Source organism: Pseudomonas sp. 91RF, from assembly GCF_003576265.1.
Taxonomy (GTDB): Bacteria; Pseudomonadota; Gammaproteobacteria; order Pseudomonadales; family Pseudomonadaceae; genus Aquipseudomonas; species Aquipseudomonas kribbensis.
Genome location: NZ_QWFC01000014.1, coordinates 101,477 through 114,475 on the forward strand (window position 1 = coordinate 101,477; position 12,999 = coordinate 114,475).

A 12,999-nucleotide genomic window follows, 5' to 3' on the forward strand; every position below is an offset into this window, starting at 1 on the left:
ATTTCGGCAAAGCGCTTGCGTGAGGAGGTAGACAGCCTCCTCAGCATTGCGGCTAATCGGTTATGGGTTTAATCGATGCTGACACCCGAAAACACGTTGCGGCCGAAGGGACTGACCTTGAATCCTTCAACCCTGGCGCTCAGCGGCTGGTTGACCGTCGAGTGGGCGACAGGCGTAATCGGCACTTGCTGCTTGAGCAATTGCTGGGCCTGTTTGTAGAGCACGGTGCGCTGGTCGCGGTCGGTGACGACCTTGGCCTCTTTGATCAGCTTGTCGTAAGCCGGGTCGCACCACATGGAATAGTTGTTGCCGCCAATGGCGTCGCAGCTGTACAGCGTGCCGAGCCAGTTGTCCGGGTCCCCGTTGTCACCGGTCCAGCCGATCAGGCTGACATCGTGTTCGCCATTCTTGGTGCGCTTGATGTACTCGCCCCATTCGTAGCTGACGATCTTCACTTTCAGACCGATCTTCGCCCAGTCTGCCTGGAGCATTTCGGCCATCAGCTTGGCGTTCGGGTTGTACGGGCGCTGCACCGGCATGGCCCACAGGGTGATCTCGGTGCCTTCCTTGACGCCGGCAGCCTTGAGCAGTTCCTTGGCTTTTTCCGGGTTGTAGGCGGCGTCCTTGATGCTGGTGTCGTAGGACCATTGGGTCGGCGGCATGGCGTTGACCGCCAGTTGACCGGCGCCCTGGTAAACAGCGTTGAGAATCCCCTGTTTATTCACCGCCATGTCCAGCGCCTGACGCACTTCGAGCTGGTCGAACGGTTTGTGGCGCACGTTGTAGGCGATGTAGCCGAGGTTGAAGCCCGGCTTTTCGATCAGTTGCAGTTTCGTGTCGTTCTTCAGTGCCGGCACATCCGCCGGGCGTGGATGCAGCGTGACCTGGCATTCGCCGGCCTTGAGCTTCTGCACGCGGACCGAGGCGTCGGTATTGATCGCGAAAATCAGGTTCTTCAGCTTCACCCGGCTCTGATCCCAGTAATGCGGGTTGCCGGTGTAGCGGATGTTCGAGTCTTTCTGATAGCTCTTGAACACGAACGGACCAGTGCCGACCGGCTTCTGGTTGATGTCGCTCGGTTTGCCTTCGGCCAACAGCTTGTCGGCGTATTCGGCGGACAGAATGGCGGCGAAGCTCATGGCGATGTTCTGGATGAACGCGGCGTCGACGCTGTTGAGCGTGAACTCCACGGTCAGCGGCCCGGTCTTCTCGACCTTGGCGATGTTCTTGTTGAGGCTCATCCCGTTGAAATACGGGAACTCGGTCGGATAAGCCTTACGGAAGGGCTGTTGCGGATCGAGCATGCGGTTAAACGTGAACAGCACGTCGTCGGCGTTGAAATCGCGGGTAGGCTTGAAGTACGGCGTTGTATGAAATTTCACCCCTTCACGCAGGTGAAAGGTGTACTTGAGGCCATCCTCGGAAATATCCCAGCTCGTTGCCAGGCCCGGTACGACATTGGTCGCGCCTTTTTCGAACTCGGCCAGACGGTTGTACAGCGGTTCGGCGGCGTCGTTATCGGTCGCGGTCGTGTACTGCGCAGTATCGAAACCGGCCGGGCTGCCTTCGGAGCAGAACACCAGACTGTCGCTGGCGGCAAAACTCGCGGACGTGGCGGCCAACAGGCCGGCGCCCAGCAATGCGGAAAAAACCAAGGTGTGGCGCATGACGCTCCCTCTTGTCTCAGTGTTTTTCAATGCGCCGCGATCCCTTCCAGGGAAGTTGTGGCTGCATTGAGCTCAAACCCACAGCAAACCGATAGCCCACGCAGTCACTGGTCAGAACCTGACGGTAGGGGCCGCAGGTCTGGCAGTAAATGCGCTGAGTCCTAAAGACTCGTAGGAAAAGGCGACACGTCCTAAACCAACACGGTCAGACCGAGTGGAAATGGATGTAGGCAAATTCCTGACTATTCGGCAGAAAAAAGCAGCGGCGACGCTGAAAACGTCGCCGCTGCTTTTTTTACTTGATGCTGACGCCGTAGAAGGAGTTCAAGCCGAACGGGCTGATCTTGAAGTCCTGCACGTTGGCGCGCATGGGTTGATACACCGTCGAGTGAGCGATAGGTGTCATGGGGACTGCGTCTTTGAGGACGTGCTGCGCCTCTTTGTAGAGTTCGGTGCGCTTGGCCTGGTCAGTGGTGCGCTTGGCTTCTTTCACGAGGCCGTCGAATTTCTTGTCGCACCATTTGGAGAAGTTGTTGCCGCTCAGCGAGTCGCAACCAAACAACACGTTGAGCCAGTTGTCCGGGTCACCATTGTCACCGCTCCAGCCAATGATCATGGCCTGGTTCTCGCCACCTTTGGAGCGTTTGATGTACTCGCCCCACTCATAGCTGGTGATCTTCACGTTCAGACCGATCTTCTTCCAGTCGGACTGGAGCATTTCGGCCATCAGTTTGGCGTTCGGGTTGTACGGACGCTGAACCGGCATCGCCCACAGGACGATCTCGGTGCCTTCCTTGACGCCGGCTTCCTTGAGCAACTGCTTGGCTTTCTCGGGATCGTACTTGGCGTCCTTGATGGTGGTGTCATAGGACCACTGGGTCGGCGGCATGGCGTTGACGGCCAGTTGGCCTGCGCCCTGGTAAACCGAGTCGATGATCTGTGGCTTGTTGACGGCCATGTCCAGCGCCTGGCGAACGCGCAGATCGGCCAGCGGGTTGGCTTCGTTGCTGCCCTTGACCTTGTCCATCACGTTGTAGGCGATGTAGCCCAGGTTGAAACCGGCCTGGTCAGGCATCTTCAACGCAGGATCGGCTTTCAGTGCGGCGAGGTCGGCCGGACGCGGGAACAGAGTGACCTGGCACTCGTTCTTCTTCAGCTTCTGGATACGTACCGACGGGTCGGTGGTGATGGCGAAGATCAGGTTGTCGATCTTCACGTCTTCAGGTTTCCAGTAATCCTTGTTGCCGGTGTAACGGATGTTGGAGTCTTTCTGGTAGCTCTTGAACACGAACGGACCAGTGCCGATCGGCTTCTGGTTGATGTCGGCCGCCTTGCCTTCCTTCAGCAGCTGCGCTGCGTACTCGGCGGACTGAACCGACGCGAAGCTCATGGCCATGTTCTGGATGAACGCGGCGTCGACTTCTTTCAGAGTGAACTTGACGGTGTGGTCGTCGACTTTATCGATCTTGGTGATGTTGGTATCCATCCCCATGTCGGTGAAGTACGGGAATTCGGTCGGGTACGCCTTACGGAACGGGTCATCCTTGTTAATCATGCGATTGAAGGTGAACAGCACGTCGTCGGCGTTGAACTCACGAGTCGGCTTGAAATACGGGGTGGTGTGGAACTTGACGCCTTCACGCAGGTGGAAGGTGTAAGTCAGGCCGTCATCCGAGATGTCCCACTTGGTCGCTAGACCAGGAATCACGGCGGTACCGCCACGCTCGAACTGGGTCAGACGGTTGAACATGGTTTCGGCTGAGGCGTCGAAGTCGGTTCCGGTGGTGTATTGGCCTGGGTCGAAACCGGCCGGGCTGCCTTCGGAGCAGAACACCAGGTTAGTCGCAGCGGAAGCGAAAGGTGCGGAGGCTAACAAGCCTGCGCCGACTAAAAACGGAATGACCGCGTGTTTAAGCATGTTGGCCTCATGATTTGTTGTCATTTTTTAATATTGAGGTACGACCTCGTGAGTCGTGCCTGCGGATACTTATGCAGGGCCCATACCCAATGCAAGATCCAGAGCGCCCGGCGGCATCAAACGGTGGCACGAACGTACCTTAATGTCGCATCTGTATAACTTCTGACGCATTTGACCGTTTGCGGTCGGTTTTTACGGTGCAAATGAAGCCCCAAAACGGTGCATTGGTCACGATTTGCGCGCCGCCTTGGGGCCGGGTGTTACTTATTTATACCCACGCCATAGAAGGGGGTTAGACCGAACGGGCTGATCTTGAAGTCGGTGACTTCCTTGCGCAGTGGCTGGAACACCGTGGAGTTGGCGATCGGTGTGATCGGCACCTGCTGTTTAAGGATCAGTTGCGCCTGTTGATACAGTTTTACCCGTTGCGATTTATCGGTGGACACCTTGGCCTGCTGCACCAGCTTGTCGTAGGCCGGATCGCACCATTTGGCGTAGTTGCTGCCTTTCACAGCCGCGCAGCTGTAAAGCACGCCCAGCCAGTTGTCCGGGTCGCCGTTGTCACCGGTCCAGCCATAGATCATCGCGTCGTGTTCGCCATTCTTGGCGCGCTTGATGTACTCGCCCCACTCATAGCTGACGATGTTGGCCTTGATGCCGATCTTCTCCCAATCCTGCTGGATCATCTGTGCCGACATTCGCGCATTGGGGTTGGAAGCACGCTGCACGGTCATCGCCCAGAGGTTGATGGTTGTACCCGGTGCAACCCCTGCTTCCTTGAGTAGCGCCTTGGCTTTCACGGGGTCATAGGGTGCGTCCTTGATGTTCGGGTCATAGGACCATTGCGCGGGTGGCAAGGCGTTCTGTGCCAGTTGCCCGGCACTTTGATAAACCGCCTTGATGATCGCCGGTTTGTCGATGGCCATGTCCAGGGCCTGACGCACCTTTAATTGGTCCAGCGGCGGATGGGTGGTGTTGTAGGCGAGGAAACCGAGGTTGAAACCGGCCTGCTTCAACACGCGCAGGTTCGGGTCTTTTTCCATCACGTCGATGTCGGCCGGGCGCGGGTAGCCGCTGACCTGGCATTCGCCGGTCTTGAGCTTCTGCAGGCGGACGGCGGCGTCCGGGGTGATCGAGAACACAAGGTTGTCGATTTTCACATCTTCGGGTTTCCAGTAGTCCTTGTTCGCCGCGTAGCGGATCTGCGAGTCCTTCTGGTAACGCTTGAACACAAACGGACCGGTGCCGACCGGTTTCTGGTTGATGTCTGCTGCCTTGCCTTCCTTCAGCAACTGCGCGGCGTATTCGGCCGATTGCACCGAGGCGAAGCTCATGGCGAGGTTTTGCACGAACGCGGCGTCGACGTTGTTCAGGTTGAAGCGCACGGTGTTTTCGTCGAGTTTTTCCACGGATTTGATCGTGGTGTTCAGGTCCATGTCGGTGAAGTAGGGGGACTCGGCGGGGTAGGCCTTGCGGAAGGCGTTGTCCGGGTCGAGCAGGCGCTGGAAGGTGAACAGTACGTCGTCGGCGTTGAAGGGGCGGGTCGGGGTGAAGTAATCCGTGGTGTGGAATTTTACGTTCTGGCGCAGGTGGAAGGTGTACTGGAGGCCGTCCGGGGTTACGTCCCAGCTTGTGGCCAGACCGGGTTCGACTTCGGTGCCGCCGCGTTTGAATTGGGTGAGGCGGTTGAAGACGGTTTCGGCGGAGGCGTCGAAGTCGGTACCGCTGGTGTATTGGCTCGGGTCGAAGCCTGCGGGGCTGGCTTCGGAGCAGTAGACCAGGGTTGTTGCTGCGTTTGCGATTGGGGTTATGGCGGTCAGGGCCAGGGTTATTAGAAGTGGTTTTAGAGTGAATCTATGCATGTCTGGCCCGTGGGTTTTTAGGTGGTTGTGGTTTGAGGTTAGCGGGGATTTGGGGGGGATCGGAAATATCGTTTTTTGAGGGGATGCGTCTATCTCGGTATATCCAGCGGTTTTTGGGCATATCCGTTTTTTCGGGTGCTGCGGCTTATGGTTCCGCCCTTACGGCGGGTCACTTTTTACAAACGCCTAAAAAGTAACCAAAAACGCTTGCTCCTACGTTCGGCCCGCTCGCTGAGGCTCGGGGTTCCTTCGCTCCGGGATTCATCCGGGGGCATCGCCTACGGTTTGCTTCGCTGCACCTCCTCTCGATGTGTTTGGCTTCGCCAAACGGTCGCTGCGCTCCCACCCCCGGATAAATCCCTCCACTCAGCCTTCCGACGTCGCCCGAAGATCAAAAGCGGTACTCGAGCTAACGCTCATCGTGTTGAGTGGTGGGAAGCGGAAAGCGAACTGCTTTCCTGTGGGAGCCAGCCTGCTGGCGATGGCGGCCTGACAGCCGACCAGATCTTGTGGGGATTGATCGTTCCCACGCTCCGCGTGGGAATGCAGCCCGGGACGCTCCGCGTTCCATTTTCGAATGTTTAAAGATGTGTGGGATTCACTGAACCTTCCCACAAGGTTTTCAGGTTGTCCGTCGGAAGCACGGTCCCTAGTCTTTGGTTGTCGCAGAAGATTCTGCGATCGGGAAGTGAGATTCCCGGTTACTGAATTTGGAAACCAGCGCAAGCCGCCCCATAATCGCCGCCAGTTCATGCTGTCGGCAGTTCTTTATGGCGGCTATGTACGGGCGGACTTCGGTCCGGCCGGGTTGGTTTCCTTACCGGTAATCTCACTCCGTACATAGTTGCCACCTCATTTCGCGAGTGAGATCGGAAATGAGTGGCGCACATTCATAAGGAAATGTTCCATGAACAAGCCAGTCCCCGACCCACCCCTCGAAACCTCCACGCCCCTCGAAGAAGCCATGCGCGCCGAAGACCTCGCCCGCAACCGCGAAGCCATCAAGCGTGCCCTCGATTTCTATCTCTGCCCCAACCTTTCCAAACCACGCCCGCCGAGCACGATGTACATGGTCACGCCCAACGTCGACACCGAAAGCCTGCTGGCCAATGCCTGCGAGTCCCTGGCGTCGGCCAGTACCATCGCCAGCAATTTCAGCAATGAACTCAGCGGTTCGCAGCGCAGTACGGCGCTCGGCATCCAGCAGATCATCATGCTGGCCGAGCTTGCGGTGAACCGGGCGCTGGACCGGGTTGATCCGCAAACCTGAGACCGTGTCATCGTTCATCGCCAGCAGGCTGGCTCCCACAGGAGTCCGCATTCCAAATGTGGGAGCTAGCCTGCTAGCGATGACGGTGGAGCTGACAACCCATATCCCGGGCATAAAAAAACCGGCGATCATTTTCTGATCGCCGGTTTTTCATTCAGCCGTCATTCAATCACTGCATCAACACTTCAATCGAGCCGTCGGCGGTCAGGCTGACCTGGCTGGTGCCGGCTTCGACTTCAGGCGTGACCGGTGCTGCGTCCATGCCGGCGGCTTTCATCATCATCGGGGCGCGAATGTAGGGTTGCGGGAAGCCGTTGCTGTTGAGGTTCAGGTTGACGATTTTGTAGCCCTTGCCGCCCAGGGCGTCGGTGGCCAGTTGGGCGCGGGCCTTGAAGGCGGTGACGGCTTCTTTCAGCAGTTTGTCTTCGCTGGCCTTGCGGGTCGGGTCGGCGATGGCGAAGTCCATGCCGCCCATTTTCAGGTCGGTCAGCAACTCGCCGGTGAGTTTGGACAGGGCGGCGAAGTCGGTGCTTTCCAGGCGCAGTTCGGCGCGTTCGCGCCAGCCGGTGATTTTCTGGCCCTTGGTGTCGTAGATCGGGTAGCTGTTGCGGCTGCCCTGGCGCAGGGTGATGTCTTTGACCTGCTTGGCCTGGGCGAGGGCCTTGTTCATGGTGGTGCTGACGTCGGCGGCGAGTTTGGCCGGGTCGGTGTTCTGTTCTTCGGTGTAGAGGGTCACGATCATCAGGTCGCGGGCCACTTCCTGGCTGACTTCGGCGCGCAGGGAAATCTGGTTGTAGTGCAGCTCATCGGCGGCCAGGGCCGGAAGGCTGGCGACGCTGCCGACGGTCAGGGCGAGAAGGGCGGCGCTGCGGCGAAATGTGTGCATGAAAGCTCCTTGATGAGGGCGCAGGTGATGGTTCGGGGGCCTGCGTGAAACCATCAGACTCTAGCTTTTATGATCCGGTTCGCCCAGTTACAACTTCTATACAGATGGGCCTTATAGCCGCCGCGCCGCTTTTTGCCATGTGGTCGTTTGCCGCACTTTCGCCTCTCAAGCCCGCGCCTTGGTTATACTCCGTGCGATCCGCCTGGAGCGCTCATCAGGAGAGCTCATGCTCGCCCCCGTACAACTGACTTCCGCCACTCGCCAGAACCTCTGGCGGCTGACTTTCATCCGCACCCTGGTGCTCGCCGCGCAGGCCGGTTCCGTGGGCCTGGCCTACTGGCTGGAACTGTTGCCGTTGCCGTGGGTGCAACTGGTGATGACCCTCGGCTGTTCGATTCTGCTGTGTGTGTTCACCGCCGTGCGCTTGCGCACGTCGTGGCCGGTCACCGAGCTCGAATACGCGCTGCAGCTGGCCTGCGACCTGGTTATCCACAGCGCCTTGCTGTACTTCTCCGGTGGGTCGACCAACCCGTTCGTTTCGTATTATCTGGTGCCGCTGACCATCGCTGCAGTGACACTGCCGTGGCGTTATTCGGTGGTGCTGTCCGGCATTGCGCTGGCCTTGTACACCCTGATGCTGACGCACTTCTATCCGCTGGAAACCTTGCCGGTGGCCCGGGAGAACCTGCAGATCTACGGCATGTGGCTGAGCTTCGCCCTTGCTGCCGCGGTGATTACCTTCTTCGCGGCGCGCATGGCTGAAGAGCTGCGCCGCCAGGAAGAGTTGCGTGCAATCCGCCGCGAAGAAGGTCTGCGCGATCAGCAATTGCTGGCCGTGGCGACTCAGGCCGCCGGTGCCGCTCATGAACTGGGCACGCCGCTGGCGACCATGAGCGTGTTGCTCAACGAAATGCAGCAGGATCATCACGACCCGATGCTTCAGGAAGACCTGAAGGTGTTGAAGGATCAGGTCAAGCTCTGCAAGGAGACCCTGCAACAATTGGTGCGCGCCGCCGAAGCCAATCGCCGGATGGCGGTGGAGATGCAGGATGTCACCGAGTGGCTCGACGAAGCGCTCAACCGCTGGCACCTGATGCGCCCCGAAGCCAGTTACCGTTTCCAGCGTTTGGGCCAGGGCACGCTGCCGCGCGTGGCTCCGCCGCCGGATCTGACCCAGGCACTGTTGAATCTGTTGAACAACGCCGCCGACGCCTGCCCGGAAAATCTTCAGGTGACCTTGGACTGGACTGCCGAAGACCTGACCATCAGCATTCGCGATCATGGCGCCGGTGTGCCGCTGGCCATCGCCGAGCAGATCGGCAAACCGTTTTTTACCACCAAGGGCAAAGGTTTCGGCCTGGGCCTGTTTTTGAGCAAGGCCAGCGTGACACGCGCCGGCGGCTCAGTGAAACTCTATAGTCATGAGGAAGGCGGCACGCTCACCGAGCTGCGCCTGCCCCACGGCGCCCGAGGAGAGCAACATGAGTGACGAAATCCAAGTCGAAGGCGAAGAACTGCCGCATTTGCTGCTGGTCGATGACGACGCGACCTTTACCCGGGTGATGGCTCGTGCCATGGCTCGCCGTGGTTTTCGCGTCAGCACCGCCGGTTCCGCCGAGGAAGGCCTGACCATCGCCCAGGCCGATCTGCCGGACTATGCGGCGCTGGACTTGAAAATGGACGGCGACTCCGGCCTGGTCCTGCTGCCGAAGCTGCTGGAGCTGGACCCGGAAATGCGCGTGGTGATTCTCACCGGTTACTCGAGCATCGCCACGGCGGTCGAAGCGATCAAGCGCGGCGCCTGCAACTACCTGTGCAAACCGGCGGACGCCGACGACGTGCTGGCGGCGCTGCTGTCCGAACACGCCGACCTCGACAGCCTGGTGCCGGAAAACCCGATGTCGGTGGACCGTCTGCAGTGGGAACACATCCAGCGCGTGCTGACCGAGCACGAAGGCAACATCTCCGCCACTGCCCGCGCCCTGGGCATGCACCGCCGTACCTTGCAGCGCAAGCTGCAGAAGCGCCCGGTTCGTCGCTGAACCTGCGCTGAACGGCCATCGCCAGTCCTCGCGATAAAGCGCACCGATCAACTATGATCGGTGCGTGTCTGTTCTTTTCTTTATCGAGCCTTTTCCATGAATCAGAACGCTGAATATTCCGCGGTCAACGATGCTGTGCGCGGGCAGTTTTTTCGCAAGGTGTGGGCCATGACCACGCCTTACTGGCGCAGCGAAGAGAAGGGCAAGGCCTGGACATTGCTGATTGCCGTGATTGCACTCTCGCTGCTCAGCGTGGGCATCTCGGTGTGGTTCAACACTTGGTACAAGGATTTCTACAATGCGCTGCAAAAGAAAGATGAAGCGGCGTTCTGGCATCTGATCCTGTACTTCTGCGCGATTGCTGCGGTCGCGATTGTCGGTGCGGTGTATCGGCTCTACCTGACTCAGATGCTGACGATCCGCTGGCGAGCCTGGCTTACTGAAAAGCATTTTTCCCGTTGGCTCGCCGACAAGAATTACTACCAGCTGGAGCAGGGTGGTTACACCGACAACCCGGACCAGCGGATTTCCGAAGACCTCAACAATTTCACCTCCAATACCCTTGAGCTGGGTATCGGGCTGCTGCGCAATATCGTCAGCCTGGTATCGTTTTCGATTATTTTGTGGGGCGTCTCGGGCAGCATCGAAGTCTATGGCATCACCATTCCCGGCTACATGTTCTGGTGCGTGCTGGTTTACGCGGTGGTGGGCAGTTGGTTGACGCACTTGATCGGTCGTCGTTTGATCGGTCTGAACAACCAACAACAACGCTTCGAAGCCGACCTGCGTTTTTCCATGGTGCGGATTCGGGAAAATGCCGAAAGCATTGCTCTGTACAACGGCGAGCCGAATGAGAATCGTCGCTTGAGCGGCCGCTTCGGCAATGTCTGGCACAACTTCTGGGACATCATGAAAGTCTCCAAGCGCCTGACGTTTTTCACGGCCGGTTACAGCCAGGCCGCGATCATTTTCCCATTCATCGTCGCCTCGCCGCGTTACCTCGCCGGCAAGATCGAGCTCGGTGAACTCATGCAGATCAGCTCGGCATTCGGCAACGTTCAGGAGAGTTTCAGCTGGTTCATCAGTGCTTACCAGAACCTCGCTTCCTGGCGCGCCACGTGCGATCGTCTGCTGAGCTTCCATCAGGCCATGACCAGCAACGAAGAACGTGCACCGGCCATCGACGTGCAGAATCAGGGCAGCGAATTGAAGGTACACAACCTCGGGCTCGATCTGGCCGATGGTCGTCATCTGCTGACCAGTGCCACGATGACCGTAAAACCGGGCGACCGGGTGATGCTCAGTGGCCGCTCCGGCAGCGGCAAATCCACGCTGTTCCGGGCGATGGGGCATCTGTGGCCGTCGGGTCACGGCAGCATTCGCTTGCCGTCGGCACGTTATCTGTTCCTGCCACAGAAGCCGTATCTGCCGATCGGCACCCTGCGCGACGCCTTGAGTTATCCACAACCGGGCGACACCTACTCGCCTGAGCGTTATGCACAAGTGCTGGAAACCTGCCGTCTGCCGCACCTGGTAGCGCGACTGGACGAAGCCAACCACTGGCAACGCATGCTCTCGCCGGGTGAGCAGCAACGTCTGGCCTTCGCCCGTGCGCTGCTCTACGCACCGCACTGGCTGTACATGGACGAAGCGACGTCGGCGATGGACGAAGAAGACGAGGCCACGCTGTATCAGGCCCTGATCGATCAGCTGCCGGGCCTGAGCATCGTCAGCGTCGGCCATCGCAGCAGCCTCAAGCGCTTCCATCCACGGCATGTGCGGATCGACAGCGGGCATCTGGTCGAGCAGACCGTGACGGCCTGATGTGCACCGTCCTCTGTGGGAGCCTGCTCCCACAGAGGACGGTGATCGTACAACTCCCTTGGGCTATGATGCCCCTCTTACCGAATTTTCGAGACAAACGCAGACCATGGAAACCCCGATCGACACCCCGCGCCTCCCTCGCAAGCGCCGCAGCCTGGCACAGGAACTGGTGACGGTGCTGACCGAGCAGATCCGCGACGGTCTGCTCAAGCGTGGCGACAAGTTGCCCACCGAGTCGGCGATCATGGAAGCCCATGGTGTCAGCCGCACCGTGGTGCGCGAGGCGATTTCCCGGTTGCAGGCTGCAGGACAGGTCGAAACCCGCCACGGTATCGGCACCTTCGTTCTCGACACCCCGAGCCCGAGCGGTTTCCGGATCGACCCGGCCACCGTGGTCACCCTGCGTGACGTACTGGCGATTCTCGAGTTCCGCATCAGCCTGGAAGTCGAATCCGCCGGCCTCGCCGCACAGCGTCGCAGTGCCGAACAACTGGCCGCGATGCGCGCCGCCCTCGATGCGCTGAACGAAAGCGTTGCCCATGCCAGCGATGCGGTGGCGTCGGATTTCCAGTTTCATCTGCAAATCGCGCTGTCCACCGGCAACCGCTACTTCACCGACATCATGACCCACCTGGGCACCAGCATCATTCCGCGCACGCGGCTGAACTCCGCGCGACTGGCCCATGACGATCAGCAGCACTACATGAATCGCCTGAGCCGTGAGCATGAGGAAATCTACGAGGCCATCGCCCGTCAGGATGCCGATGCCGCCCGCGCGGCCATGCGCCTGCACCTGACCAACAGCCGCGAACGGCTGCGTCAGGCCCATGAAGAGGCGCAGGCACAGGGTTGAGGGGTCAGGCTTCGACGTAGAGTCTCAGCGGTTCCGAACAAGGTTCGAGACTGGACTCGTCGGCAAACTTGTAACGCAGTTCGACGGTGCTGTTCAGGTACTTTTCCAGCTCGAATCTGGGGATGCTCAGTTCGATTCCGGTCAGGCCGACCATGTCATCCAGTGCGTCATCCCAGACGCCGGTCGGCTCCGACAAGCCCAGCCATTCAGGCTCTTCCGGATCATCGCCGAGGATCGGGTACACATCCCAGTTTGGCGGTGTGTTCTGGCCATCGGGTACCTGAACGATCAAATCGTCATCCAGCGTCGACAGCCTCAGGATGATCGAGTCGCTGGCGTGATCGGGGAACTGTGGAAGGTGTGCAGCGGCAAACGTCATGCTTCGTTCTCCTTGAAAGATCTGCCGCGATCCTTCGCGGCAGTCGTCGCACTTTACCCGGCGAATCAGCGATTCGCGCCGGGGCAATCTTGTCCGGGCATTTCAGCTCTTGGGCAGAATCGAACGATCGACCCTGACCGCCAGTTTGCCCGGGCCGGGCCTGACGTCGAATGTTGCGTGCCCCTGAGCGTCCACCGACGTCCGGGCGATGGCCACGCCGTCGCGCAGCAATTGCAGCGGCGCACCTTTCAACGATTGGCCCGAGGCCAGTTCCAGTTTCAATTTGATGCTCATCGAA

At 59.3% G+C, this 12,999-nt stretch carries 11 protein-coding genes; 5 read left to right on the forward strand and 6 right to left on the reverse strand.

Features of this window, described 5'->3' with window-relative positions; translation table 11 throughout:
• Positions 1–68 precede the first annotated feature (68 nt).
• From DXT77_RS03800 to DXT77_RS03810, 3 genes are all read right to left on the reverse strand, one after another.
• A complete protein-coding gene (locus DXT77_RS03800) occupies positions 69–1,667 on the reverse strand; it encodes an ABC transporter substrate-binding protein (protein WP_119426679.1) in 1,599 nt (532 codons plus the stop codon).
• A 295-nt stretch (positions 1,668–1,962) separates the two neighbouring features.
• Positions 1,963–3,585 (reverse strand): ABC transporter substrate-binding protein, encoded by a 1,623-nt coding sequence (locus DXT77_RS03805; protein WP_119426680.1) that lies wholly within the window; start codon positions 3,583–3,585, stop codon positions 1,963–1,965.
• Between the two features lie 260 nt (positions 3,586–3,845).
• Positions 3,846–5,447, reverse strand: a complete 1,602-nt coding sequence (locus DXT77_RS03810; RefSeq protein ID WP_119426681.1) for an ABC transporter substrate-binding protein — start codon at positions 5,445–5,447, stop codon at positions 3,846–3,848.
• Between the two features lie 907 nt (positions 5,448–6,354).
• On the opposite strand from DXT77_RS03810, the gene DXT77_RS03815 reads away from it, so the two are divergent.
• The gene (locus tag DXT77_RS03815) at positions 6,355–6,717 is read left to right on the forward strand and encodes a DUF6124 family protein (protein ID WP_119426682.1); all 363 of its coding nucleotides are present in this window, start codon (positions 6,355–6,357) and stop codon (positions 6,715–6,717) included.
• Positions 6,718–6,886: 169 nt separating this feature from the next.
• On the opposite strand, the gene DXT77_RS03820 is transcribed toward DXT77_RS03815, so the two are convergent.
• Positions 6,887–7,603, reverse strand: a complete 717-nt coding sequence (locus DXT77_RS03820) for an SIMPL domain-containing protein (RefSeq protein ID WP_119426683.1) — start codon at positions 7,601–7,603, stop codon at positions 6,887–6,889.
• Between the two features lie 226 nt (positions 7,604–7,829).
• Here DXT77_RS03820 and DXT77_RS03825 point away from each other — a divergent pair, with 226 nt between their 5' ends.
• From DXT77_RS03825 to DXT77_RS03840, 4 genes are all read left to right on the forward strand, one after another.
• The gene (locus DXT77_RS03825) at positions 7,830–9,092 is read left to right on the forward strand and encodes an ATP-binding protein (RefSeq protein ID WP_085711810.1); all 1,263 of its coding nucleotides are present in this window, start codon (positions 7,830–7,832) and stop codon (positions 9,090–9,092) included.
• Complete coding sequence (locus DXT77_RS03830) at positions 9,085–9,645, forward strand: response regulator transcription factor (RefSeq protein WP_003221630.1); 561 nt, start codon at positions 9,085–9,087, stop codon at positions 9,643–9,645. Before DXT77_RS03825 ends, DXT77_RS03830 begins: the two co-directional genes overlap by 8 nt.
• A 96-nt stretch (positions 9,646–9,741) precedes the next feature.
• Entirely contained in the window at positions 9,742–11,469 is a 1,728-nt protein-coding gene (locus tag DXT77_RS03835; RefSeq protein ID WP_119426684.1) for an ABC transporter ATP-binding protein/permease, read from the forward strand.
• Between the two features lie 106 nt (positions 11,470–11,575).
• Complete coding sequence (locus DXT77_RS03840; protein WP_085711808.1) at positions 11,576–12,322, forward strand: FadR/GntR family transcriptional regulator; 747 nt, start codon at positions 11,576–11,578, stop codon at positions 12,320–12,322.
• 4 nt (positions 12,323–12,326) lie between these two features.
• Here DXT77_RS03840 and DXT77_RS03845 read toward each other — a convergent pair whose 3' ends face one another.
• Both DXT77_RS03845 and DXT77_RS03850 read right to left on the reverse strand, forming a co-directional pair.
• Positions 12,327–12,701: a hypothetical protein gene (locus tag DXT77_RS03845; protein ID WP_096818914.1), complete on the reverse strand. Its 375-nt coding sequence runs from the start codon at positions 12,699–12,701 to the stop codon at positions 12,327–12,329.
• 102 nt (positions 12,702–12,803) lie between these two features.
• Complete coding sequence (locus DXT77_RS03850) at positions 12,804–12,995, reverse strand: hypothetical protein (protein ID WP_119426685.1); 192 nt, start codon at positions 12,993–12,995, stop codon at positions 12,804–12,806.
• Between the last annotated feature and the right edge of the window lie 4 nt (positions 12,996–12,999).